This window comes from Mesorhizobium sp. M0571 (assembly GCF_040320985.1).
GTDB lineage: Bacteria > Pseudomonadota > Alphaproteobacteria > Rhizobiales > Rhizobiaceae > Mesorhizobium.
The window spans coordinates 1-24656 of sequence record NZ_JAMYQT010000065.1 but is presented as its reverse complement, the minus strand read 5'-3'; the positions used below and the strand labels follow the sequence as shown (position 1 = coordinate 24656).

Genomic DNA, 24656 nt, shown 5'->3' with positions numbered 1-24656 from the left:
CTCAGGATTTCGCGGAGGAACTCCTGCATCCAGATCGGCACGGCGGAGAGACCGGCGCGCAGATCCTCGCGAATGGCCTCGCCGTGCTTGGGGTCGGCAAACACGCGGCGCAACGTCGCCTGGATACGCTTCCGTTCGCCCTTCTGGGTCAGCATGTCCTGCAGCCAATGCAAGGCCTGGACGACCCGCATCCCCGGCCGATCCGCCCAATAGAGGCGGCTAGGGGCAGCGTATTTGAAGTGGATTTCCTGCGTGCCGAGCTTGATTGGCTTCAACCGCGCATCGACCAGCACTTCTATCCGGGCGGGGACGGCGGTCGTCAGGCCGAGGTCGTTGGCGGCCGTCATACCATCGATGACGGCGCGCGCCCGATCGCGGCGCGTGACGGCGCGGATCACAGCGCGATAGTCCGGCACGGTGGCGCGGCCAGTCAGGTTGTTCGTGCGCGGCCGGTCATAGAGGCCTCGGTCGATCCGGCGCAACTCCCCGGCGGCTGCCAGGCGCTGCAGGGTTTTGTCCACGGCGGCGCGCGCGCCGAGATCGGCGAAGTCGCCGGGGGTCCAGACCTCGTCGGGTTTGGACTCAATGCGGGCAAGCAGGCGCGAGCGAAGATCGGTATCGGGCTCAACTATAGGCATGTCCGAAATGCTACAAGTTTCGGACACTCCGTGGCGCCCAAACTCCAAAAATGGAACTCGCATTTTCGCATTGAAGGATATGGCCCGAGCATCGAATGCCTCCTTCCGCAGGGGCACGACCCCATCCCGGTTGACTCTTAGCCAGGACGAGAACAAATGTAGAACATATCACAGGCCTTCCGCGTTTCAAGGGTCAGATGAGTGTATCGGCGCCCCCTGCTGCCATTTCCGAGCTTCGAGAACGCATCGCGCGCCTCGAAGGCAGCAACGCGCGTGCCCGCACGGTTTTGCCGTTCGGAGTGGCGGCGATCGACAGGATTCTGCCGGGAGGCGGGTTGGCTTTTGGCGGTCTGCACGAGGTCGCGGGTGGTGGAAATGGCTCCGTCGATGGCGCAGCCGCGGCACTCTTCGCTGCCGGTATTGCCGCGCGCACGGTGGGCAAGGTGCTGTGGTGCGTTACCCGGCCCGATCTTTTCGCGCCTGCGATCGAGCGGTCGCATCTCGCGCCGCGTCGAGATCGAACTTAGGGCCGGCAACAGAAGGATGACCGGGCCCTCGCCATATCGGGTCGTTCCGGTCGAGACGCACTTGCCGTCCCACGTCCAATCGATCCGTCCCTCTTGCCAGTCCATGAAGCCTCCCTCGCAAGCGATATTATTCCCCTTGTATATTGCCTCTCGCGGCCGTCAGGAAGCGACCGGATGCGGCTGACGGCGTCACACCATACAGGCAAGCGTTTTGATCAATCACTCCGTGGACTTGTCGAATCGGTGATCTTGCTTCGTCCTGTTGGGGCCCCGTACCGAGCAGGGCAGTCAAAGGTCGCAAATGGATCTGACTTCGGCCGTACCGCGAACGTCGGCTTCAAAGAAGCGCCCGGAATTTCGGCAAATGGCGCGATCGAGGCGACGTGCGCTTCAGCTTCTCAGCATGCGGACACGATCCGTCAAAGGACCGGGTCGGGTGGTTTTTGCCCTACGCCCGCTCGATCGGAACGAGCAAGCAGCGCCATCAGCGGCCGTCGCTGAATCGATCACTGAATGACGTGTTAGGGGCCGGTATGGCAACTTCTGTGTACGCTGCGAAGATTGCAGATATTCAACCTGCTGAAAGGTCGTGGACTGGCCCCGATGCTGACCTTCCACAGCGTTAGAGAAGATCAGCTATCAGGGCATATGAGGGCGTCCAAGCTCAAGATCGTGCGTGCCATCGTCGAAATGTACAGCAAGCCTCGCCTTTCGATCGACCTCCAGTCTGAAGATGTCTGGGCGGCCATAGTGTCCGGCCACGTCGAGCGATCTTCGTGCGGCGCGGGCCGCGTCTACGTCTAGGTCGGCATAGAGAATTCCTTTCACCCGATGCAGCGGGCCAGCAGCAACGTCGCCGAATGGTTTCACCACTACGGCGTCGCCCGGATTGATCCATTCGTCCTCGGCAAAGAGCTTGCTGCGATCAGGAAAATCTTCCGGGATATCGGTGGCCTCCAGGGCTGTCGCGGTGCTCAATACCCAGCAGCCACCTTCGCGAGCGATATGCTTCATGGTTGCAAGCCAAGTCTCGCCGCTGTCCCAGGTGGGCGCAACATAGATGTCGATGTTCTGGGCATAAAGCGCGAAGCGAGCGAGCGGCATGTAGCTCTCCCAACAGATCAGCGAGCCGACGCGGCCGATCGGTGTTTCGACGACGCGAAGGCCGCTGGCGTCGCCGAAGCCCCATACCATCCGCTCGGGATTGGTCGGCATCAGCTTGCGATGGCGGTTGAGGATCGAGCCGTCAGACCCAATCGTCACGACCGTATTATAGAGGGTCGATCCGCTGCACTGGGAGTCGATCTCGTTCAGTCCCATGACGACGATCATCCCGTGCTGCGCCGCCGCTTCCCGTAGCCGGTCGAGGCCTCCGGCGGAGATGTCCACAGCGTTGCGGCGGAGCTTTGCATGAAGGGAATTGGCAAGCGCCATGTCACCGCCCGGGCGCAGCCGCCATATCCAGGTCGGGTAACCGGGCAGATAGGCTTCGGGAAAAACGATGAGCTTCGCCCCCTCTGCCGCGGCCTCGGCGATTGATGCGATTGCGCGCTCGTAAGTCGCTTCGAGGTCGAGCAGCACCGGCGGCTTCTGCGAGATCGCTATCCTGGTGTCCATCGCATAGACTCTCTAGAAGATGGTGGCGACGGGGTGCCCCAGCGCCATCGCGCCCGCATACTGAGCCTGCGGCCCAGTCTGGAGCGGATGGAAGCGGGCGGCCTGGATGTCTCGAAAGCAACGCTCTAGCCCATTCCGTCTGTAGAACCCCATGCCGCCACCTAGTTCCAGCGCGAGTTCGACGGTCCGTATCGCATGATCGGCGACGAGAGATCGGCCGATCATCACTTCATTGACGGTGTCTGCCGAAGGGGCATTCAGGTCGACCGTTTCCAGCATCCAGCGGTGAGCGAGGCGCGCGGCGCGGAGCGAGGTCTCCATTCGACCTGCGAGGTCGAGACTGTGGGGTGTCGGTGCCTTGCGTTTCGCCAGATCTACCGCAAGGTCGCGCGCACGCTCTGCAACACCGAGATAGACGGCGTAGATCAGCGGGAATGCGATCGTGGCGATTATCTGAAACACCGGGTGCCACTCTCCGGCACTGCGCGAAAATGCAACACCCGCTTCGGGTATGAACAGGTTGTCGATGACCACGTCATTCGAACCGGTACCGCGCATTCCCAGCACCTTCCACGTTTGCTCAACGCGCACTTCCGGGGCCTTCATCGGGGCGGCGAAGTGGATCACCGTGTTAGTTCCTTCCACCACGGCACCGGTCATCAGCAGATCTCCAGCCTCGGCGCCGGAGGTGAAGCCCTTGCGCGCGGATATTCTCGACCTTGGTCGCCCTGCCGGAACCGCCGATCCAGTCGGAGCCGCCGCTCGAGAGCAAGATCAGTCGCTCAGCGGCGACCCGTCTCAGAAGGGGTTCTATCGCTGCGATCTTCTGGTGGCGCCAGCGCCAAACCGGAATGGCGACCTGATGGGTATGCATCGAAAAGGCAAGAGCGGTGGATCCGCACGCTTGGGCGAGCATGCGCAACATGTTGGCAAGTTCCGGTATTCCGGCGCCTTTGCCGCCCAACTCGCGGGGGACGCCAGCCTCAACCAGACCGGCCTCCTTCAGGAGAACGTAATTCTCGGCCACGAAACGATCGTTCTCGTCAAATTCGGCAGTGCGGGCGGCGAGCTTGGGCGCAAGGCCTTGCGCTATGGCAACGACGTCGCTGGCCTCGTTGACCGTGTCGACCGTAGGTGAACCTGCCGAGGTGCTTAGTGTTGCGTGCAGTGACATGAGATCCTCCATCTATAGGAGGCTGAAGGATCGTCGGTAATGGCCGGACGTTCTAGTTCAGCATCTGTACTGCCCGCTATTTCCGAAAGCCTCGATGTGCGGTAACTTCTCGAACGGCCGAGTTGCGGGGTGCCCATGGAAGAGCGCGGAAGTTACGGCCAGTTCTGTCCCGTATCGATGGCATCAGAAATCCTGTGCAGTCGCTGGACCACGCTGGTGGTGCGCGAGCTTCTTTGCGGCAGCACCCGCTTCAGCGACTTGCGGCGCGGGCTGCCCAAGATGTCCCCCGCCCTGCTCTCCAAGCGCCTCAAGGAACTGCAGGCCACCGGCGTCGTAGTCACCTGGCCGAGGGCCAACGGCTCCGTCGAATATCGGCTGTCCGAGGCCGGGGAGGAACTACGGCCCTTGATCATGGGGCTCGGCAAATGGGCGCAGCGCTGGATGGAGTCCCGGCTTTCGCTGAAGAACCTCGACCCGTCCCTACTCATGTGGGATATGCGTCGTAGCCTCAACGTGAAGCTGCTGCCCGAGCGGAGGTGTATGATACAGTTTCTGTATTCCGAGCTTCCACCCTCCCAAAAAACTGGTGGCTCGTGACCAAAGGAGGCACGGTTGACCTCTGCAATTTCGATCCCGGCCACGAACTTGATCTTCTCGTAACGAGTTCGCTGCGCTCCATGACGGCAATCTGGATGGGGCTGACGACGATCAAGCAGGAAGCCGCCAACGGCCAGTTGCAGATCGAAGGCGACCCGGCGCTCGCGCAATCAATGCAGCAATGGCTTGGACTGAGCGCATTCGTCCACGAGCCTCGGCGGGTGCCGTAGAGATTGGCCAAAGGGGCGCTTTCAGCTAATTCCCGGCCAACCAAGTGCGAAGCGGCCGTGCTTCCGCTCGATGCAGGCGCGGCGGCATGCGACATGATGCAAACGAAGGGCTTGGAGAGACCTATGGCATCAATCAGGTGGTTGGTGTCGCTGTCGCTGGCGGCGGCGCTTGGCGGCTGTGGCACGTCGGCGACGGCTGAGGAGCGGGCGAGCCTGCTCGGCATCTGGACACCCACCGACCGCTCCGGTCGGATCATCACCTTTCACGATGACGGCGTCTTCGGCTACCGCTATTTCGCGACGTTGCGCCTCTATTGGGAATTGGGCAGCCAGGGCGAGATCAAGCTCTCCTCGCTTGATGGTGGTGTGCGCTGGAGCTGCTACTACACCTTGGTGGACGGCCTTCTGAGGATCGACAAAGGCAACGGCGAAACCTGCGTTACGCCCGGCTCGACCCCGCCCAAGCCAATGCCACTGGAATTCATCCGTGGTCAGTGACGTCGGATCGGAAGATATGGCGATGCTTGCCCATTGCGTCCAAGCGCGGCTGTAGCGGCCAACAGACGGACTTTGAATACTTCGAGGAAGGGCGGCAGGTCCGTCCGATCGCCGAAATCAGGCCAGCAAGTGGCATGAGGGCGACGGCAGCTTTTGGCGCACACAGCGATGATCTCAGCGACCGATTGGCGGCGTACAGCAGTCGTTCAGCATGTATGGCGAGAGCGACTGGAACGGGTCAGAGCTTGCCGTAGAAGTGCTCCGAACGAAGGGCAGAGAAGGGTCGTGAGCTGACGGCCAAGCTTAACCCTTGGCAGCTAGCTGGAAACTCTGTCATGAGGATCCGAGCAGGGAGTATTGGTGCCGGGCAAGTCGCTGCCCAGCACCAACATTGAGAAATCAAAGCGCATTCAAGAATGCCAGCAGCTTGTCGCCCGGCTTGAAGCGAATGCCTTTTTGCCCCTCCATAGCTGTCACCTTCGCTAATGCGGCCTCCTTCAGCGCGAGATGAGCATGGAGGTAGGTCTGTGTCGTTTGAATTGACTCATGGCCAAGCCAAAGCGCAATCACCGCTAGGTCGACACCAGCCAACAGCAGTTCCATGGCGGCGCTGTGCCGGAGCGTGTGCGGCGAAACGTGTTTTGAACGCAGGGAGCGGCAGGTCTCCGCTGCGACGTTCACGTATTTCGACAACATGAATTGCACAGCATCCGCGCTCACCCCGGCGTTACCCCGAAGGGCCGTCCGACTTCCGCCATGAGCTAAGTCATTGAGATTTGGCGGAGGGAGAGGAACCGGGATCCAACGTTCTCCAGTGAAAAGGGGCGCAGACAACCATTCTCACGGTCGTGTTGTAGAGGAAATGAAGCACGGGCGTTGAGGCACTCCGCCCAGCAGCGGCCGCGAAGCCCTCACGCTGGAGCAGCACGTGCGCGCGCCGGTGATCACCACAAGCTCAGAACCAATCACCTGGCGATCGCGAGAGCTTTATGCAGTCGCCGCCACAGCGGTGCGGCTACGGATGCGCACACCGGTTTCGGTATCGAACAGGAACACGGCCGGGTCTGCGAAGGTCACGCCGATCGGCTCGTCCATCTCGTAGTGCGCCGACTTGTCGGCCTTGACCGTCATGATCACCTCGCCCAACTGGCAGGTGATCAGCGTATGGTCGCCCATAAGCTCCAGGGCATAGACCCTTGCGGCAATCTTGCCTTCCGAGGGGCCTGTCACCCGGCAATCCTCGGCCCGCAGGCCGGCCGTGACGCCTTTCCTGCTTTCGGCGCTGCCGGTGGCGAACTGTCCGTCCGCAGAGACGAACCGGCCCTCGACCAACTCTCCCTGCAGGAAATTCATGGGCGGCGAACCGATGAATCCGGCGACGAACAGGTTTGCCGGATCGTCGTAGATCAGGCGTGGTTCGGCGATCTGCTGGACGACGCCGCGGTTCACGATGGCGACGCGGTGGGCCAATGTCATGGCCTCGACCTGGTCGTGCGTCACGTAGATCGTCGTCACGCCCAGCTCGGCCTGGAGGCGCTTCAGCTCCGAGCGCATGTGACCGCGCAGCTTTGCGTCGAGGTTGGACAGGGGCTCGTCCATCAGGAAGACGCTCGGCCGCCGCACCATGGCGCGGGCGAGCGCGATGCGCTGCCGCTGGCCGCCGGAAAGCTGCCGCGGATAGCGGTCAAGGAACTCTTCCAGATGCACCTTGACGGCAGCGGCGCGAACCGCGACGGCGCGGTCGGCGCGCGAAACGCCCCTAAGCTTCAGCGGGTAGGCGATGTTTTCGGCGACCGTCATGTGAGGATAGAGCGCATAGGACTGGAACACCATCGCCACATCGCGATACTTGGGTAGAACGTGGGTGACGTCGCGCTCGCCGATGAGGATGCGGCCTGAACTCACCGATTCCAGCCCGGCGACCATGCGCAGCGCTGTTGTCTTGCCGCAGCCCGAAGGCCCGAGCAGCACGAGAAATTCGCCGTCGCGAATCTGCAAATCGATTCCTTTGACGACCTTCACCGCGCCGAACGACTTGTGGATCTCGGAGAGGGTAACTTGCATCGCCTTAGCCCTTCACGGCACCGGCAAGAAGCCCGCGCGCAATATGCTTCTGCAGAAGAGTGGAAATAACGACGACGGGCGCGATCATCACGACGATCAGGACCGACATGTTCCACCATTGCGGTCCGCGCGTGGTGTTCTGCGCCGATACCAGCACCGGCATCGTCTGTGCCTCCACATTGGAGAGAAACAGGGCAACCAGGTACTCGTTCCAGGCGAGGATCAGCACCAGCAGAAAGGTGGCCACCAGTCCGGAACGCACCAGGGGCAGCGCGATGGTGAAGAAGACCCGGAACTTGGAGGCGCCGTCGATCTCGGCGCTTTCCTCCAGGTCGAGCGGGATGCCCGCGAAGAAGTCGCGCGTGAGCCACACGACGATGGGCAGGTTTACCGCCGTGTAGGTGGCGATCAGCGCCACTTGCGTGTCGAGCAGGCGCAACTGCTGAAACATCACATAGATCGGCAAGACGGCAACGATTGGCGGCATGATGCGGTTCGAGATGATCCAGAACTCGATGTCGGTATTGCCGACAGCCGCCTTGGTGCGGCCCACGAGCGTGAACAGGGCGATGCCGAACAGGGCCACCGCCACGCTGACGGCGACCTGCCATTTCACGCCGAACGTCGCGACCGCCGCGATCACCGCCGCGAGCAGGATCAGGAAGACCGCGATGGCGGCGAGCTTGACTTGGAAGCGGATGCGCACGAGGGCATAGGCCGCCAGGGAACCGATCAGGACGGCGAGCAGTGTACTCGAGACCGCGACGACCACCGAATTCAGATATGGCCCCAGCGTGGGGTTTTCCACGAGCATGAAGTTCCAGGCGTTGAGCGAAGGGGCGAAATCGACGAATGGCAGATAGAACGGTCCATTGTCGACGTCGCCTGGTCCCTTGAAGGAGGTGATCAACACCCAATAGAGCGGCACAAGCACGATCAGCGTCCATAGGAACAGGAGCGCGTAGGTCACGACCCTGGCTACCGGGGCCTGGCTGTCGATGGACGCAGGCTCGAACAACCTGCGGGCCAGCGAGCGTGGCTCGACGTTCATGCCTCGAACCTCCGCGCCGGCCGGACCACGAAATTGAAGAACGAGACGCACACGATGGTCGAGATGAAGAGCAGCATGTAGCCGACCGCCGCTGAGCTGCCGAGATCCTGGGTGCGCCACGAAATGAAGGAGTGCAGCGTCATCGATTCCGTCGCCAGGCCCGGCCCGCCGCCGGTGAGGACGTTCGGAAGATCGATGATCTTGAAGGCCTCGATGAGCCGGATCAAAACGACGGTCGCCGCCACCGGCGCGATAGCCGGCCAGGTGATGTCGCGGAAGATCTGAAAACCGCTCGCCCCATCCAGCTGTGCCGCCTCCACCTGGTCGCGCGGCTGATTCTCGACCGCGGCCAGCAGCACGATGAACATGAACGGCGTCCACTGCCAGGTGTCGCCGATCAGGACCATCAGCCGCGCCGACCAGGCCTCGGTGGCCCAGGACCATTCGCCGACGCCGAAGGCGCGCACGAGCGGGGCGAAGGGGCCTTTCTGCATGTCGGCAAGCATCCGGAAGGTGTAGGCGATGCCCACCGGGGTGACCATCAGCGGGATGAAGAACACCACGCGGAAGAAATTTCGGCCGCGGATCGGCTGGCCGCAGAGCAGCGCAAGCCCCAGCCCCAGCGCGAACTGCACGAACACGCCGACGACTACGTAGAGAAGCGTATTGACAACGGTTCCAGGCACGCCGCCGGGCGCGACGGTCGCGACGGCGAGCATGGTCAGCCCCATGGCTACGGCAGCCGCCAGAACGCGCCCGACCGTACCCAGCACCGTCGGCCCGCCGCGCGTAAAGTAACGGCCGAGCAGGACGAGCAGCCCCGCGGCGACCAGTCCGACGCTTAGCCACTGCACCAGACCGAAGGCACCGAACTGGCCGAGCAGATGGTATTGCTGCGAGCCGACCAGCACTTTCCGAAAGTTCGTGAGACCGATGAATTTGAGCGTGAACCCGCCCGGCGCGAGCGCGAACCGCGAAAGCGCCAGGTAGGCGGAAATGATGAGGGGGAAGATGGCGAAGCAGAGCAGCACGATGACCGCCGGAAGCACCATGATGCCGCCGGACCGGCGATCAAGCCGCTCGGCCCAGCCCTGGCCATGGGCGGCTTCCATCGTCGTGTCGACGGGCGCTGTCATCGCGAGGGGCACTGGTGTGGAATGCAAGGGACTTGGCGCATCCGGAGACGCGCCAAGTTGATCGCCCAGCCGCCTACTTGGCGCCGATGGTCGCGTTGTAGAACTGGAGCTGCTCGTCCTTGCCAATCTCGTCGTTCAGTTCGTTCCATCCGTCCTCGACGGCCTTGACGGTCGCTTCCTTGTCGATCTCGCCGGCGAGGAAGCGCGAAACCGCCTCGTCGAGCACGACCTGCTGGTACTTCTGATTCTGCGGGATGCGCAGATCGAGGATCATGTTAGGGCTGCTCATGCTGGCGTTGATGGCGCCCAGGTACACTTTGGCTTCCTCTTCGCTCATGTTCGCCTTCTTCCACAGGTCGCTGTAGCTGAGCTGGGAGGCGCGATAGGGATTAAAGCCGGTGCCGCCCACCGTGACGTCGGCGTTGGACTGGGCCGGCTGCGTCATGTAGGAGAAGAAGGCGTAGGCGGCGTCCTTCACCTTCGGATCGGCCGCCGCGTTGATGCCGCCGCCCCAGCCGCCGAACGCGGCGAAGGGAGCGTGGTTCACGCCGTCGACCGCATGCGGGCAGATCTCGGCGGAGCAGGCCTCGAGCTTGCCGGTGTCCCAGTTCAGGACCTCCTTCGCGCCCGGCATTACAGCGGCGCCCCACTTGCCCATCACCTTGGATTGGGCGGGGTCAATGGATATCGTGCCGACGTCGCCCCAATCGAGATTCAACGCGCAGCGGCCCGAGGCGAACAGCGGGCGGGTGTCGCTCACGTCAAGGTTGAGTTCATCGGGCGGACCGTATTTCGTCGATTCCGACAGGAAGTCGAGCGCCTTGCGGAATGCGTCGTTGTTGACCAGCGGCGTCATGTCCTTGGTGTTGAAGAACGTGCCCTGATTGGTTCCCTTGGACTGCGTCATCGAGCCGACCACGTCGGTGACAAACCAGTAGCTCTGCGCATTGCGCTTCTTGGCGATGCAGGAGCCGAAATCAGGCGTGCCGTCGCCGTTCATGTCCTTGCCGTGGGTGGCCTTGGCGACCTCAAGATACTCGTCCCAGGTCGTTGGCACCTTTTGGCCAGCGGCGTCTAAGATGTCCTTACGGTAATACATCATGTGGAAGTCGCCATCGAGCGTGATCATGTAGGTCTTGCCGTTGTACTTCTCGGAGAAGTCCCGGAAGAACGCGCCGACATCGTCCTGCTGGATGTCCTTGTCGGCATCGACGCGCGGGGTGAGGTCGTCGAGATAGCCGCCGGCGATGTAGTCGACCATCCATTGCGGCGCGAACACCGCGGCGTCGACCGAGTTGGTACCACTCGCCCAGTCGGTCAGGATCTTCTGGTACAGATCGGAGAAGGGCACCGCGATGATGTTGATCTTGGCACCGCTGAGCGCCTCGAAATCGGGGGCGCGCCGCTGCAGCGGCTCCTGAATGGCGCCTGTCTGTGTGATGACGTTCACGGTCACCCCCGCGAACGGCTTGTCTTGCGCCTGGGCAGGCGCGCCCGCCAGCGCGCAAATGGCCGAAACTCCGGCCAGCAACGATCTAATTTTCATCCAACTTCCTCCCGTTTCGACCGGGCTTCTCCTGTGAGCCAGGGTGCCGATACCTCTGCCGGATCGCTGCGTTGATGCGCACGGTCCCGCGTTTGAATGTAGAATATCGGCATCCGTCCGCATGTCCAGAGCTTTCGCGGCAGGCGCCAGGCACGGGTCCGGATTCGCAGATCGCGTGCCCGTCGCCCCTATCGATCTTCGAGAAGGCCATAGCCCGGGCTTCAGGCGAGCGGCAGCGATACGAGCCCGCCGCCGGCACGGCGGCAGGTGGCGGCCGCAACGCGCATCGCCTCCTCGAGGCAGGCACGCCAGCCGGTCTGCGAACGCGGCAGACCATGACGGAGGATGAAGGCGATCGCCGTCGCCAGCGTGGCGTCGCCGGCACCCATGGTGTCGACGATCGGGTCCGGCCGCTCGGCGATGGGAACGCGCACCTCCAGCCCGTCGCGCGTGTGGATCGCGGCGCCATCGCTGCCATGGGTGAACAGGACGGTCTGTATGCCCAGGGAGAGCAGGCGCGCGACGACCTCGACGTCGGTTTCGCCATAGAGAAGGTCGGCATCCTCGTCGCTGATCTTAGCGATCGACGAGCGGGCGAAGGCCTGTTCGGCTCCGTCCCGGAAGGCCGCCATGTCGGCGATCAACCTGCGCCGGGGGTTGGGATCGACGACGATTAGGCCGCTCGCCCGTTGCAGCGCCTCCAGGAGCGCCGCTACCTGCCCTGGATTGTCGAAGGGAAACGAATTCACGGCGACCGCTTCGGCGTCGGCCATCGCGGTGATCGTCGGGTCCGTAAACGCGATCCTGCGTCGCAACATGATGGGCGCGAAGCTATACGCCGGCTCGCCGTTCAGCCGGCTGGACATCACGACACCGGTCGGATCGACGGTCCGCGTCTCGAACAGGCGCACGCCCTCGTCGCGCAGGTAGCGACGCAGCCGGAACCCGTCAGGATCGGCGCCGACGCGAGCAACGAGGCCGGAGCTAGGACCCAAGCGTGAAAGTCCGACCGCAAGGTTGAGGCCGGCTCCGCCCGGATGCCGCTCCGAGCTGCCCGGCCGGATTTCGACGGTGTCGACAAGACAGTCGCCGATGGAGAGGACGGGCAACATCACGAGCCTATTGCAGGTTGGTGTGTCGGTACAGCATGGTTTCGTGGGCTCCAGGCAGGCGGGCGGCCAGCGCCAGGACGACGCTGTCGAGCAGGATTAAGCAGGACTGCTCGAACAGGCTGCCGCCGAACTGCGCGGTGGCCTCGATCGGCACGGAAAGCACCAGGTCCGCGATGCTCGCCAGCGTGCCTCCGGGCTTGCACGTAAGCGTCACCACGTCGGCGCCTTCCGATTTCGCTAGGCGCGCGAAGTTGACGCTGGTCGGCGTCTCGCCCGAGCCCGAGATAATCAGCAGGGCGTTCCCCTTGCGGATCGAGGGTGCGGAGACTTCGCCGACGCAATGGACGGTGTATCCCAGGTGCATGAAGCGCATGGCCGCCATCTGCGCCGACAGGCCGGAGCGGCCCTGGCCGGAAAAGAACCAGCGCCGGCCGGGATCGTCGAAGGCTGCCACGAGGCGCGCGAAGGCGTCGGCATCGATGCGATCGAGAACGCCGGCTATTTCCTGTCCCACGGCCAGCCAAGGCCGGGCCCAGGCAGTCTGTCGCGGATCCATCGGGCAATCTCCTGGGGATTTGCGGATTCGGTGATGGCGCTGCCGATAACTAGAATTTCCGGTCCTGCGGCGATCGCGGCTTCCAGGGTGGCGGGGCCTATCCCGCCGGCAAGTGAAACCCGGAAGCCTCGGGCGTGCATCGCGCCGACCGCATCGATGTGCGAGGTCGAGGTATTGCCCGCCAGGCGCGCGTCGGTCGGCGAATGAACGGCGACATAGGCGAAGTTCGATGGAAATTCCGCATACGGCGGCAGAAGCTCGGGTTTGCCCGATTCAGTGATCGTGTCGACGATCACGCTGGCGCCGAACGCCTCGGCGCGCTGGCCTACAGTATCATGGGTCGCTTTCGAGGCGCAGGACAAAACGGTCATCATAGCGGCACCCGCGCCAAACACCATGTCCGCCTCGAGCTGCCCGCCATCCACCGTCTTGGTGTCTGCCAGCACCAACGTATCGGGACACAGTTCGCGCGCGGTAGCGATCGCGCCGACGCCGAACCGCTTCAGCAATGGCGTGCCGATCTCGATGATGTCGGCGATACCCTGCATCCGCGCAAGAAAGGCCAGGTGCTCGGCCTTGTCAAACGCGATTTGCAACAACACGAGGCACTCCATATCCGGCACGAGATTGTTCTGGTGTTTTATTTCAGGGTCGTTCTAGTTCTGTCAATGATCGGAACTGCGCCCTCAGAGTTCAAAGCAAACAGGCAACGCGCCGAACGTGAAGCCAGCCTGACGGCGGGCGGTCATTTTTAAACCAAACCGAACGGCGACACCGATTTCTTCGTCGAGATTATTTGACGACAATCTTCATATTATGTAGCGGAAGTGCAAAAATGAGGCGTCGATGAATTTGGCTGAGCCGGCAACCTGCAGCATCTCGATGCTGGCGGGAACAATGACTGGTAGTACGGGACGCTACGCAAAGCGTTTGAGCGACCTTCGTGGGATCTATGCGGATGACGCCGCTCTGACGGCTCTGATCCAAACAACGGGCGACCCGGTCGTTTACGACGTTTGCGATTTCCGCCCCTCCGCCGATCCCGGAGACCTGATCTTCGGCGTCACGCGAATGAGCCCGGGGAAAGTCGCCCGAGAATTCTTCCTGACGCGTGGACATGTCCATGCAAAGGCCAATCGGCCCGAAGTCTATTATGGCCAGAAAGGATTTGGCGTCATGCAGTTGGAGTCGCCGGACGGCGAAACGCGCATCGTCGAGATAGGGCCGCAGACCATCTGCTACGTGCCGCCCTTCTGGATTCACCGGTCGGTCAATACAGGTACGGACGATCTTCTGATGATGTTCAGCTATCCGGCGGATTCCGGCCAGGACTACGGCATCATCGAGCGCTCGCGCGGGATGCGTCACCGCGTTGTCTCGGATGGGGCCGAAGGTTGGACCCTGGTCGAGAATCCAGACTACGTCGCGCGCGCGCCCAGCGAGATCGCAAAACTTTTTGAACGCACCGACTGACCGGCAGGGAGGCAGCCCCATGCAAAATCCGATCGATATCATCGCCGGGCTCGGCGTCGTGCTCGTGATTGCCATCGACCGTGTCGAGGATGCCGTGGCTCTGGCCGATACGCTTCTTGAAGGGGACCTTCCGGTCGCTGAGATCACCTTGCGCACCGCCGCGGCGGCCCAGGTGCGCGGCACCCCGCGGGACGCCCGGCCGGAACTCTGCGTCGGCGCGGGCACGATTCTCGACGCTGTCTCGCTCGAAAAATCGATCGCGGCCGGTGCACGGTTCGGCCTTGCGTCAGGATCCGATCCCGAGATCGTCGCAAGTGCCGATCGGGTCGGGTTTCCGTTTTATCCAGGCGTGATGACGCCGTCGGACCAAAGGGCTGCGGCTCGGCTCGGCGTGAAGGTGGTCAAATTCTTTCCCGCCGGTGCGGCGCAAGCGCGGAAAACTCGGCTGTGACCTACCGCGAGGCCACGCGACCAACTCTCTATTTCATCGGGGTCACGACGGCCAAGAGTTCTATCATGAAAGTCTTCCCGGCTTGGGCGAAGCACCTTAAGCTCGACGCCGCGATTTCCGGCATCGACTTTCCGCTTCATGCCGATCCGGCCGCCTATCTCGCGGCAGTCGAGTTTATCCGCGACGATCCACAGTCGCGCGGCGCACTCGTGACCACGCACAAGATCGATCTTTACGAAGCCTGCCGCGACAGGTTCGACATCGTCGACCCGCATGCGCGGCTGATGGGCGAAACGAGTTGTATTTCCAAACGCGGCACGCAACTCGTGTGCCACGCCAAGGATCCGATCTCTTCCGGGCTCGCGCTCGACAATTTCCTGTCCACGGACTTTTTCGCGCGAACCGGCGGTGCGCTCTTTTCGATGGGGGCCGGGGGTTCAACGATCGCCATCACATGGCATCTCATGCGGCGGGTGCGCGGGGCGGACGTCCCGGCCCGCATCATCGTTTCCAATCGAAGCCAGCACCGCCTCGACGAGATCGCGCGCGTCCATCGCCAGATCGATTCCGCCGTGCCGATCGACTATGTGCTGGCTCCCGAACCCGAAGCTAACGACGCAGTCGTTTCCAGCCTGCCGCCCGCTTCGCTCATCATCAACGCCACGGGCCTTGGCAAGGACGCACCCGGCTCGCCACTGTCCGATGCCGTCCGGTTTCCCGAGCAGAGCATTGCCTGGGACCTCAATTACCGTGGCGATCTGCTCTTTCTTGACCAGGCGCGCAGCCAGCAGACGTTGCGGAACCTCCAGATCCAAGATGGCTGGACTTATTTCATCCATGGCTGGACGCAGGTCATCGCCGAAGTATTTCACATCGACATTCCGACCGCAGGCGCGGAATTCGATCGCCTTTCCGACATCGCCTTGGCGGCGGCAAAGGCCTGAAGAATGCGCGAACGCATCCTCGTTACCCCTAGATGGCTGACGATGGAACCGCACGCGCATGTCGAGCGGCTGCGCAAACCCGGCGATTCGACCGGGCAATAAAGGGTCGAACATGAAAAGCGATCTCATCCTGGCCATCGACGTGGGCACCGGCAGCGTGCGGGCGGCCCTGGTGGGGAGAGACGGCGAGGTAATCTCCATCCGCGCCGTGGAACACGACCAGATCGTGCCGGCGTATGGCTGGTCCGAGCAGCGCCCCCGGGACTGGTGGGCGAGCGTCGTCCAATCTGTGCGCGCGGTGCTCGACACGGTAGACGGCGCCGCCGGCCGTATCAGCAGCATCGCCGCGTGCGGGCACATGCACGGCACAGTCTTGCTCGACGGAAATGGCGAACTCACGCGCGATACCGTCCCGCTCTGGAACGACAAGCGAACGGCCGCGCTCGTGGCGGCTTTCGAGGCCCGATATGCGCCTGCCGACTACCTGGCCGACAGCGCCAATCCGGCGACACCCGCCTGGCCGGGCTTCAAGTTGCAATGGCTCCGCGACAACGACCCGGACGCCTACGGCCGCGCGGCAACCGTCGTCATGCCGAAGGACTACGTCAATTTTCGGATGACCGGCGAAGCGACAATGGACCGGACGGAAGCCGCCTGCAGCTTCCTCATGGACCCGAGAACCGGCGCGTGGTCGCCCGCGATGTGCGATCGTCTCGGCCTCGACATCGCGAAACTGGCCCCAATCCGCGAGCCGGTCGAGATTGTCGGACTTGTGACTGCGGCCGCCGCACGCGAGACCGGACTGCGAAAAGGCACGCCGGTCCTGGTCGGCGGCGGCGACTATCCCGTCGCGCTCCTGGGCTCGGGCGTATGCCGTCCGGGCCTCGGCTCGGACGTTACGGGCACGTCGGCCATCGTCACCATGATTACCGACAAGCCGCTGCTCGATCCCGAAATCTCCAATGTCGGCACGCCGGAAGGCGGCTGGGGCGCGTTCATGCTTTTGGAAACCGGCGGCGATGCCATGCGCTGGGCGCGCCGCGCCTTTCACGAGAAATCGCTTGGTTATGACGAGATCGCAGGCAAGGCGGCGCAAGCACCGGCGGGAGCGGACCGGCTTTTCTTCCTGCCCTATCTAACCGGCGAGCGCTTCGGCGACCACCGCAACGCCCGCGCCCAGTTCTTCGGCATCACCGCCGGACACGGTCTCGCCCATCTCCATCGCGCCGTTCTGGAAGGCGTGGCCTTTGGGGTAGCGCGCCACATCCGCATCATGGAGCAAAACAGCGGTTGCAGGCTCGAGCGCGTCATCGCGTCGGGCGGCGGGGCAAAGTCGGAACTCTGGCTTAAGATCAAGGCCAGCGCCTATGGCATTTCGATCGTCGTGCCGACCGAACCTGAATGCGGCGTGGTCGGGTCCGCGATCCTCGCAGCGACGGCGGAAGGACGCTTCTCCGATCTCCGGCAGGGGGCCGCCGCCTTCGTACGTTATTCACCGGAGGTGCGGCCGGACCCTGCCTGGGGGGAAACCTACTCGCGCATGCAGCCGGTGTTCGAGAAGATTTACCGCCATTCTCAAGCGCTTTACGGGGAACTCGACAGATTGGCTTGAACTACCAAGCCCGGCCGACCGCTTGTGCGACGTCGGGCCAGCCACCCCGGCAATAAAGCTAGAGGGCGACCAGCTCGGCGAGCTTGGCCGCGACATTTGCCATCGTATCTTCTGCAGTGTTCAGGCCGCTTCGCGAACCGAGCAGGGGGCTGACTTCGCGGAGAGCTTCATACGTCGTGTCGTGCACGATGGGAACGAGCAGGTCACGCGCTAGCAGTGCAGAAAGCTCTTTGTCGGCGATGCCCTCTCCTGCGAGGCGGCGCAGCAGCGCAGGGGTCACCAGCACGATGCCTACTCGCGACTTCACCAGTCCCTTGTCGATTTCGCGGAGCAACCCCGAGCCGAGGAGGACGTCCTTCTCGCTGAACCAGACCGAGACACCGCGCGACTCGAGCAGATCATGCAGCTCCTTGGCGGCCCCTTTCCGGTCGTCCCACGCGTGGCAAAGAAAGACGTCCCGAAGGTCGGGCACGGACGCTCGCTTCTCGACGTTTTCGCGGACCGGCGTGAGCGTCCGCACCTCGGCAGGCGTGTACACCACAGACGAACTTGCTCGCGACCAGCGCGGCTTTGCGCTGCTGCCGGACCCACCGACGCTGCTCCGGCCGCCCCCGCTGCTCCCCGACGAGGAATAGTAGGACGGGGACGGGGACGAGTACGACCCGCTGCTATAGCCGCTGGAGCGGCCGTAGCGGTGACGGCACGCAGGGCAGTTCGCGGCAGCGCTCGCTGAGCGGTGGCCCTCTCTTGGCGCTGTGCATCTAGCCATGTGAACGTCCCCCGATGTCTTTCTCGAACAAGCTCCCGCCGGGGAGCTCAACTCGTCAAGTGCTATATTGCTTAGTCGGTGCTATTGACAGTCTAGTGATGCAAAACTCACGACTTTTGCATCGGGCGAAAAAGTACACAAACTAGTACGCTGCCGAGATGCAAAAATCTGATGCAGGCGGATTTCACTGAAGACGGGGAGTTCGCAGCGATCAACAGACGTCCGCTTTGGAGCATCTGAATTGTCACCCTAAACGGCCGAAACGAGGCGCGAAGCTGACCCCTGGGGGCGAATTCGAACCCAACACCCCGTCATCCCATGTTCATGATCTGTGCTTCGAAGGTCGCATAAAAAGGCAGTGTGGAATTGCGTACCGCGCAACTAAGGGTGTCTACTACGACTGCGGGTGATATGCGCCCGGTACGCTTCTCTCAACTGCCGGCCACCAGGAGGTCGCGCCGATCCGTAGTCCCGATGACCTGTGGCCAGCCGACGGCGACGCGCTGGTTGCGGGCGCCGACGTTACTTTTGGTCGAAGCACGTCCGGGCGAAAGGGTAGGGATGCGGTTCACGTATCGACGCCGCCCAGGGCGATGAGCCTAGATTCCGAAATAGCAACTTGCGATTTCTCGCGTTTGCTGCGTCTATCGCGAAGTTTCGATGGGAACTGGTCTGGCTTCACAGCCGGGCCACGCTGCGATTGCTAAGGGAGTATGCATATGGCCACTGGAACCGTGAAGTGGTTCAACGCCACCAAGGGATTTGGATTCATCCAGCCCGACAATGGCGGTCAGGATGTTTTCGTCCACATTTCCGCTGTCGAACGTGCGGGCCTCTCGACCCTCACTGACGGCCAGAAGATCAACTATGAGATCGAGCAGGACCGCCGTACTGGCAAGTCCTCTGCTGGCAATCTTAGCAAAGCGGGCTGATTCTCGCTCTCGCGCCCCGGAACAGCCGGCAAGTCGCGGATGTGCTGCAAGCTTTCGGGAAAGCCATGTGAAGCCGGGCTGTTTCAGGGGAAGGCGGGCTGCTCCTCGCCTTCATCATTTCCGCCACGTGCCGGAACCGACCCAGCAGGCTACAATCAGGCTGCGGCCTTCTTGCGGGGACGCTTCGCGGGCGTCGGCTTTTCGGGCTCCTTCGGCTTGCGGCCGAGGGCCATGGTTTTAGCGAGGGCAGAACGCGCTGCGGCATAGTTCGCCGCGACCATGGGATAATTCGCCGGCAGGGCCCATTTGGCGAGGAAGCCGGCCAAAACTTCGACCGGGTCGACCACTGCTACCGAGTCGTGCTCGGCCGCATCGCCACGGCACTTGTAAACCCAGCACGCCGGTTCCTCACGGCTGGGGCGGTAGGTACCGCGCCGGCAACTGGTCATGGCTGGCCGATTGCAGCAACGAAACCCATTGCTTTTGCGTTGCAACAGGACTACCGCAGCCCGCCAGTTCTGGGATGGAGTAATTGTCTATGGCCAATGATGACGCTGGCAGGAACGCCGATCCCACGCAGCCTGCAGCCCAACGTTCGCCTGGCCAGCCCAATCTGAAAATCTTGATGCTTGGTGCACTTGGCGTTGTTTACGGCGACATCGGCACCAGCCCAATCTACGCGCTTCGCGAGGCGCTGCATGCGTCGACCGGCGGAAGCCAAGCAGTGCGGGAAGAGGTCCTCGGCATTCTGTCGCTGATCGTCTGGGCACTGACGATTATCGTGACCATCAAATATATCATTTTCGTGCTTCGAGCCGACAACAGGGGAGAGGGCGGCACGCTGTCGCTGATGGCGCTTGCGCGACGGGGTCTTTCGAAACGCTTGTCGTCGGCAATCCTGTGGGTTGGAATGTGTGGTGCGGCGCTGTTCCTCGGCGACGCCGTCATCACACCAGCGATCTCGGTGCTCTCGGCGGTCGAAGGTCTTGAAGTGGTAACGCCGGCCTTCGACCCCTACGTCGTGCCGATCACGTTGATTATTTTGGCCGCGCTGTTTGCGGTGCAGCGTTTCGGAACCGGCAGCGTTGCATCCGTATTCGGACCGGTCACCGCGCTGTGGTTTCTCGCGATCGGGCTTTCCGGACTGATGCACATCGCGGACGATCCGAGCGTTCTGGCGGCAATAAACCCGCTCCATATCGCATATTTTTTCAGCCATTCGCCTGGCACTGCCTTTGTGACCATTGGTGCCGTGTTTCTTGCGGTAACAGGGGCTGAAGCGCTCTACGCTGATCTCGGTCATTTCGGCCGCAGGCCGATTGTGCTGGCCTGGCTAGTGATCGTATTTCCGTGCCTGCTGCTCAGTTATTTCGGGCAAGGCGCTTTTGTTCTTTCCCGAGGCGGGACGATCGGACACCCATTCTTCGAGATGAACCACGGTTGGGCGTTGGTGCCGATGGTGGCGCTGGCTACGGCAGCAACCGTGATCGCCAGCCAGGCGGTTATTTCCGGCGCTTACTCACTGGTGCGACAGGCCGTCCAGCTGAACGTGCTTCCGCGATTCGAAATCCGGCATACATCCGAAATGCAATCCGGGCAGATCTACCTGCCGCGCGTCAATCTGCTGCTCGCGTTGTCGGTGATGCTGCTGGTTGTCGGCTTCGGTGAGTCCAGTGCCCTCGCATCAGCCTACGGCATATCGGTCACCGGCAACATGGTTGTGACGACAATCCTGCTTTATGTCGTGATGAGGCGAATCTGGAGGTGGACGCTGCTGCCGGCGCTTGGGCTGGCAGTCTTTTTCGGAGTCGTCGATATCGGCTTCTTCCTGGCGAATATCGTGAAGGTGTGGAAGGGCGGCTGGGTGTCGATCCTTATCGCCGGCATTGTTGTCGTCGTTATGATGACCTGGGTGCGCGGAACCCGCCTCCTCTTCGAGAAGTCCCGCAAGAGCGAGATCCCGCTCGATTTCCTCGCCGAGCAGATGGTGGCGAAACCGCCGCACCTTGTGCCCGGCACCGCCGTGTTCCTGACCAGCGATCGGATAAGCGCTCCAACAGCACTGATGCACAGCTTGAAGCACTACAAGGTGCTGCATGAGCAGAACGTCATCCTGTCAGTGGTGACGGTGCAGGATCCGACCGTTCCCGACAGCGAGCGGATCAAGATGACGCCGATCAACGATCTCTTCATGCGGGTGACGATGAGGTTCGGCTATATGGAGCAGCCGAACATCCCGAAGGCGATGGCCCTCTGCCGCAAGCAAGGCTGGAAATTCGACATCATGGCGACCTCCTTCTTCCTGTCGCGGCGCTCGATCAAGGCCTCACCCAAGTCCGGCATGCCGCTGTGGCAGGATCGGCTGTTCATCGGGCTTGCCAGCACGGCCGCCGACGCCACGCAGTATTTCCAGATCCCGACCGGCCGCGTGGTCGAGATCGGCACCCAAGTCACCGTCTGACCGGTCGGCAGCAGCCAGCGTGCGCAGTATCGTGCTAAGGTGGTCAATCGGTCTCTTGTCGAGGAACTGATCCCCAAAGAATCTTCGGCGATTGCCGATATGTGCAAGGCCTCCCTCAGGGGACCTCTGCCTCTGGCCGATATGGGATGGAATGCCGACCTATTTTCAAAGCGGCCCTATTGAACCTGAAGCGGCTTGTTGGCATATCTGGCGACGGGAATGGTATCTGCCCTATATCCGCACTGATACTGATGACGCCTACTGACGAACGCCCTTGGCGCGCGCAGCCGGCTTATGTGGGGTTTTTCCTCGTGTTCATTGGCTCTGGTATCGGCGGCGTTCTGCGCCACGGCATCGGGCTTCTATCACTGCGGTTGCTCGGTCCAAACTTTCCTATGGAACGCTTGCGATCAACATCGTCGGATCGGCCTTGACGGGCCTCGTCGTCGGACTGTTCGCATTGTTCGATACTGGCGACAGGACGCCCGGTTGTTCCTGACAACAGGCATCATTGGCGGCTTTACGACGTTCTCGACGTCCTCTCTTGATGCTGTGACGCTATGGGAGCGCGATCAACCGCTCGCCGCAATCGGATACACATTGGCAAGCGTCGTCTCGTTAGCCGCTTTGCTGCTGACATTCTTGCTTGTTCGTCGCTGGCTATGAATGTCGGCACGGTTTGACTCCGGCTGCAAGGCGAAGGGCGGCTTTGGATAAGCGCTGGAATGTCGAGGAATGGCGCAGTCGAGGCGGCACGCGCATCAACCGCTCATTATGCCGAGGAGAGCGTCCAAGGACAGGATCGGGTGTGGTTTGCCGACGTTTGCTGTGTCTCGCTCCCCTCGGGTTTACAACTTACGGCCGAGCATAGTGGCTTCGCGGAAATTCTGACGGTCAAGGGCAAGGGCCAAAAAACGACGCACGATGTCGACTAACGGGGTAGGCGCCGACGGACGTTCATCGGGGTCGAATGCTAGTCCGATGACGGCAGACTGGCCCTCTGCCGTTGCAACAGGCCAGAAGTCAAAGCGCGAGGCCAACGCGGGGTGGACTCCGGCGGGCGAGAAAAGTCCCGTGGCCAACGACGATCGCGCTGCCTCGATTTCTGCCTCCTGGGGCTCTATGTCGCCGACTCTCTCGACGGAAACCACTTTGCCCTCCATAACGAGAATGACGACGACCGGGACCTGGAAGAGCGCCGCAAAAGCTTGGGCAGTGATTGAGACGATCGCCTTCGTGTTGTCGGCCGCCACGACGTCGCGGCTGTAGCCTTGCAGTACTGTCGCCTGCCTTCTCAGGAGCGCCGCATCAGTTGCCCTGCGCCGGGAGGTAAAGGCAACGGCACTCACGATAAGTCCGACGACAAAAAGCAGTCCGATCGCCCAGACGTTGGCCGGGTCGTCGACGATCAGCGTATAGCGAGGCTCGGTCAGGAAGAAATTGTAGGCGAGAGCACCAAGTATCGCCGAAAAGAGGGAGGAGGCCCAAGCCTAAGCCAACGGCCGCGATGATCACCGGCACCACAAATACGAGGGAGATGTTCGGGATCGTCACTTGGCTGTCGACACCGACAGCCACGACCGTCGCGAAGGCGGGCATTCCAAACGACGCAAGGTAGCGCACTGCAGCTGGAGCCTCCGATGAAGCCGAGCCCAAAAGCGGATCGGCATTCGGCAACAGTGTGGTGTCGCGTCGCAGCTTCGATATAACATCGGCCATTGGTTCAACTCCCAGCCTATTACATGCCTTCCTACGCGACAACTTGCTGGCGTAAGAGCCTACCAGCCTCCCTGCCTGCTGCGGGCCGCCGCATGACGCATACGTGGGTCAACACCCATAAAAGCTCCATTCGTGCGGGAGCCGCAAGAAATAAAAATGCCATAACCCTGTACGTCAACGACGGCGCTGGCGACGGAATATCGTCTTGCGGAGCGAGGAAGTGGAATGGCAGCCTGAAGGGCGAGTTGACCCCGTGTCTGCGTAGGCCCTCATGCACATGCGTGTCCGTCTTCCAAGGATTCCGAGCCGGCTGGCAAGTCCCGATCGCTATCGCAGCGGAAGTCGCGTGTGATCGGTTCCTGACGCGCAGGGAAGCCTTGCCCCATGGTAAGAACAAACTCGCATTGCGCGCCCAGCACGCCTTGCGGCAATCGGAACCGGCAACCGCTTTCGTAGCGCGCCCGGCTGGGAAGTGCCGAATAGATCGGCTCGACGTAGCCTAACGAATGACGGATCGCATCGTTGGTGGCGACCCGGCGCAAACCCGTCCAGGTTGCTGTCAAAGGCCTCAAGTGCTTCGACCTCTATTTCTCTCGCTGTCGATAGCGAATGAATTCCGTCGAGCGTCAGGTCGGATACGATGCCTGCCGCTCGATTTGCGCAAGCGGGCGTCCAACTTTCTCCACCAATTCCAATTGCATCGCACAACCTCTTTGTCCGCGCACAAGCAGGGCCCCGGCATGGAATGTATTATCGCGCTCGCGACCTGGAGGAGAGCCGGCGAGCCTACGCCCTGCCGCCCCAGGTTGAGGCGAGGGCTCGGATGGCAGCCCTATCCGGTCGAATTAGGCATGTTGCTGCGGCTCGGCAGCGTCATCCTGGTGGCCGCAGCCGTCGTGGCTTGCATCATATCGGCGACCGGCTAAGTCCATGCGTGGTATCGATTGAACGGGCGCGCAAAGCGTTCCGTTGAGGTCCCATGACGGATGCTGGGTGAGAATAGCGAAATCTTTATAGGATTCTTATTTCTTTCCTCTCCGCTCCGTCTCGAATCTTTATGGCACTTTGATCCATATTCGGCCGGGAACACAAACTTCGGTTGCCGCTATCGTGGTGGCGAGTGTTTCTACCCGATTTCCGACCCTGCCGGCTGCAGGCGAGGGGGTAAAGCGCAAATAAAACGAAAATAAGGACATGCACGATGGACATCATCGTTATCGGGATAGGGGTTTTGTTTTTCGCCCTGTCCTTCGCCTACATCAAAGCCTGTGACAGGCTTTAGGCGGAAGGATCGCAACATGCTTGTCGACTATATCCTTGGTGGCGGTGTGACCTTGTTCCTTCTCGCCTACCTGACATACGCCCTCGTTCGCCCGGAACGCTTCTGACCGCAACTGGCGCAAGGTACGGAAAGCCATACCCATGACTATCAATGGATGGATACAAATCCTCGTCTATTGCGGGATCGTCGTTTTGCTGGCGAAGCCGCTCGGCGGCTACATGCATCGCGTTTTCAGCGGCGAGCGCACATTCCTGTCGCCAATTCTGG

Annotated in this window: 23 protein-coding genes and 4 pseudogenes; 11 read left to right on the top strand and 16 right to left on the bottom strand. The window is 62.0% G+C overall.

The window, feature by feature from the left end:
* The coding region (locus tag NKI85_RS34020; protein WP_352780253.1) for a DUF6088 family protein at nucleotides 1-638 on the bottom strand (638 nt) is incomplete at its 3' end.
* 197 nt (nucleotides 639-835) lie between these two features.
* Between NKI85_RS34020 and NKI85_RS34015 the strand changes: the two are divergent.
* Nucleotides 836-1153 (top strand): annotated as a pseudogene (locus NKI85_RS34015) (damage-inducible protein); the annotation flags it as partial.
* A gap of 651 nt (nucleotides 1154-1804) precedes the next feature.
* On the opposite strand, the gene NKI85_RS34010 reads toward NKI85_RS34015, so the two are convergent.
* From NKI85_RS34010 to NKI85_RS34000, 3 genes are read right to left on the bottom strand one after another with little or no spacing between them, the layout of a single operon-like run.
* Entirely contained in the window at nucleotides 1805-2782 is a 978-nt protein-coding gene (locus NKI85_RS34010; RefSeq protein ID WP_352528343.1) for a carbon-nitrogen hydrolase family protein, read from the bottom strand.
* A gap of 12 nt (nucleotides 2783-2794) precedes the next feature.
* Nucleotides 2795-3442 (bottom strand): acyl-CoA dehydrogenase family protein, encoded by a 648-nt coding sequence (locus NKI85_RS34005; protein WP_352780252.1) that lies wholly within the window; start codon nucleotides 3440-3442, stop codon nucleotides 2795-2797.
* On the bottom strand, nucleotides 3414-3956 hold the full coding sequence (locus NKI85_RS34000; protein ID WP_352780251.1) for an acyl-CoA dehydrogenase family protein: 543 nt from the start codon (nucleotides 3954-3956) through the stop codon (nucleotides 3414-3416). Before NKI85_RS34000 ends, NKI85_RS34005 begins: the two co-directional genes overlap by 29 nt.
* Nucleotides 3957-4091: 135 nt before the next feature.
* On the opposite strand from NKI85_RS34000, the pseudogene NKI85_RS33995 reads away from it, so the two are divergent.
* Both NKI85_RS33995 and NKI85_RS33990 read left to right on the top strand, forming a co-directional pair.
* Nucleotides 4092-4783: pseudogene (locus NKI85_RS33995) on the top strand (winged helix-turn-helix transcriptional regulator).
* Between the two features lie 123 nt (nucleotides 4784-4906).
* The gene (locus tag NKI85_RS33990) at nucleotides 4907-5281 is read left to right on the top strand and encodes a hypothetical protein (RefSeq protein ID WP_352528337.1); all 375 of its coding nucleotides are present in this window, start codon (nucleotides 4907-4909) and stop codon (nucleotides 5279-5281) included.
* Between the two features lie 399 nt (nucleotides 5282-5680).
* Here NKI85_RS33990 and NKI85_RS33985 read toward each other — a convergent pair whose 3' ends face one another.
* The 8 genes from NKI85_RS33985 to NKI85_RS33950 all read right to left on the bottom strand — a co-directional run bounded on the left by NKI85_RS33985 (nucleotide 5681) and on the right by NKI85_RS33950 (nucleotide 13348).
* Nucleotides 5681-5977, bottom strand: coding sequence for a tyrosine-type recombinase/integrase (locus NKI85_RS33985; RefSeq protein WP_502900764.1), 297 nt, complete (start codon nucleotides 5975-5977; stop codon nucleotides 5681-5683).
* Nucleotides 5978-6268: 291 nt separating this feature from the next.
* Entirely contained in the window at nucleotides 6269-7345 is a 1077-nt protein-coding gene (locus tag NKI85_RS33980) for an ABC transporter ATP-binding protein (RefSeq protein ID WP_352780250.1), read from the bottom strand.
* 4 nt (nucleotides 7346-7349) lie between these two features.
* Nucleotides 7350-8396, bottom strand: coding sequence for a carbohydrate ABC transporter permease (locus tag NKI85_RS33975; RefSeq protein WP_352780249.1), 1047 nt, complete (start codon nucleotides 8394-8396; stop codon nucleotides 7350-7352).
* Entirely contained in the window at nucleotides 8393-9508 is a 1116-nt protein-coding gene (locus tag NKI85_RS33970; RefSeq protein WP_352780248.1) for a carbohydrate ABC transporter permease, read from the bottom strand. Before NKI85_RS33970 ends, NKI85_RS33975 begins: the two co-directional genes overlap by 4 nt.
* 97 nt (nucleotides 9509-9605) lie before the next feature.
* On the bottom strand, nucleotides 9606-11201 hold the full coding sequence (locus tag NKI85_RS33965) for an ABC transporter substrate-binding protein (RefSeq protein ID WP_352780247.1): 1596 nt from the start codon (nucleotides 11199-11201) through the stop codon (nucleotides 9606-9608).
* Nucleotides 11202-11299: 98 nt separating this feature from the next.
* Nucleotides 11300-12190 carry a PfkB family carbohydrate kinase gene (locus tag NKI85_RS33960; RefSeq protein ID WP_352780254.1) on the bottom strand — a complete coding sequence of 297 codons (891 nt, stop codon included), beginning with the start codon at nucleotides 12188-12190 and terminating at the stop codon, nucleotides 11300-11302.
* A 7-nt stretch (nucleotides 12191-12197) separates the two neighbouring features.
* Nucleotides 12198-12746: an SIS domain-containing protein gene (locus tag NKI85_RS33955; RefSeq protein WP_352780245.1), complete on the bottom strand. Its 549-nt coding sequence runs from the start codon at nucleotides 12744-12746 to the stop codon at nucleotides 12198-12200.
* Entirely contained in the window at nucleotides 12689-13348 is a 660-nt protein-coding gene (locus NKI85_RS33950; protein ID WP_352780244.1) for an orotidine 5'-phosphate decarboxylase / HUMPS family protein, read from the bottom strand. The genes NKI85_RS33955 and NKI85_RS33950 overlap by 58 nt, the downstream gene beginning before the upstream one ends.
* A gap of 244 nt (nucleotides 13349-13592) precedes the next feature.
* Here NKI85_RS33950 and NKI85_RS33945 point away from each other — a divergent pair, with 244 nt between their 5' ends.
* The 4 genes from NKI85_RS33945 to NKI85_RS33930 all read left to right on the top strand — a co-directional run bounded on the left by NKI85_RS33945 (nucleotide 13593) and on the right by NKI85_RS33930 (nucleotide 17226).
* A complete protein-coding gene (locus NKI85_RS33945; protein ID WP_352780243.1) occupies nucleotides 13593-14219 on the top strand; it encodes a glucose-6-phosphate isomerase in 627 nt (208 codons plus the stop codon).
* Nucleotides 14220-14238: 19 nt separating this feature from the next.
* A complete protein-coding gene (locus NKI85_RS33940; RefSeq protein WP_352780241.1) occupies nucleotides 14239-14670 on the top strand; it encodes a beta/alpha barrel domain-containing protein in 432 nt (143 codons plus the stop codon).
* A gap of 65 nt (nucleotides 14671-14735) precedes the next feature.
* On the top strand, nucleotides 14736-15614 hold the full coding sequence (locus NKI85_RS33935) for a shikimate dehydrogenase family protein (protein ID WP_352780240.1): 879 nt from the start codon (nucleotides 14736-14738) through the stop codon (nucleotides 15612-15614).
* Between the two features lie 112 nt (nucleotides 15615-15726).
* Nucleotides 15727-17226: a xylulokinase gene (locus tag NKI85_RS33930; RefSeq protein ID WP_352780239.1), complete on the top strand. Its 1500-nt coding sequence runs from the start codon at nucleotides 15727-15729 to the stop codon at nucleotides 17224-17226.
* 58 nt (nucleotides 17227-17284) lie between these two features.
* Here the strand turns inward: NKI85_RS33930 and NKI85_RS33925 are convergent, their stop codons facing one another.
* Entirely contained in the window at nucleotides 17285-17764 is a 480-nt protein-coding gene (locus NKI85_RS33925; RefSeq protein WP_502896208.1) for a toll/interleukin-1 receptor domain-containing protein, read from the bottom strand.
* A 950-nt stretch (nucleotides 17765-18714) separates the two neighbouring features.
* Here NKI85_RS33925 and NKI85_RS33920 point away from each other — a divergent pair.
* A complete protein-coding gene (locus tag NKI85_RS33920) occupies nucleotides 18715-18927 on the top strand; it encodes a cold-shock protein (protein ID WP_337147979.1) in 213 nt (70 codons plus the stop codon).
* Nucleotides 18928-19082: 155 nt separating this feature from the next.
* Here the strand turns inward: NKI85_RS33920 and NKI85_RS33915 are convergent.
* A pseudogene (locus NKI85_RS33915) lies at nucleotides 19083-19244 on the bottom strand (MucR family transcriptional regulator); the annotation flags it as partial.
* Nucleotides 19245-19465: 221 nt separating this feature from the next.
* On the opposite strand from NKI85_RS33915, the gene NKI85_RS33910 reads away from it, so the two are divergent.
* Complete coding sequence (locus NKI85_RS33910; RefSeq protein ID WP_502896207.1) at nucleotides 19466-21388, top strand: potassium transporter Kup; 1923 nt, start codon at nucleotides 19466-19468, stop codon at nucleotides 21386-21388.
* A 294-nt stretch (nucleotides 21389-21682) separates the two neighbouring features.
* Nucleotides 21683-22054 (top strand): fluoride efflux transporter FluC, encoded by a 372-nt coding sequence (locus NKI85_RS33905; RefSeq protein WP_352531992.1) that lies wholly within the window; start codon nucleotides 21683-21685, stop codon nucleotides 22052-22054.
* Nucleotides 22055-22236: 182 nt separating this feature from the next.
* Here NKI85_RS33905 and NKI85_RS33900 read toward each other — a convergent pair whose 3' ends face one another.
* Together NKI85_RS33900 and NKI85_RS33895 are read right to left on the bottom strand one after the other, a co-directional pair.
* Complete coding sequence (locus tag NKI85_RS33900; RefSeq protein ID WP_352780237.1) at nucleotides 22237-22737, bottom strand: hypothetical protein; 501 nt, start codon at nucleotides 22735-22737, stop codon at nucleotides 22237-22239.
* Between the two features lie 12 nt (nucleotides 22738-22749).
* Nucleotides 22750-22821, bottom strand: a pseudogene (locus tag NKI85_RS33895) (hypothetical protein); the annotation flags it as partial.
* Nucleotides 22822-24405: 1584 nt separating this feature from the next.
* Here NKI85_RS33895 and kdpF point away from each other — a divergent pair.
* On the top strand, nucleotides 24406-24495 hold the full coding sequence (gene kdpF / locus NKI85_RS33890) for a K(+)-transporting ATPase subunit F (RefSeq protein WP_081609884.1): 90 nt from the start codon (nucleotides 24406-24408) through the stop codon (nucleotides 24493-24495).
* Nucleotides 24496-24656 lie beyond the last annotated feature (161 nt).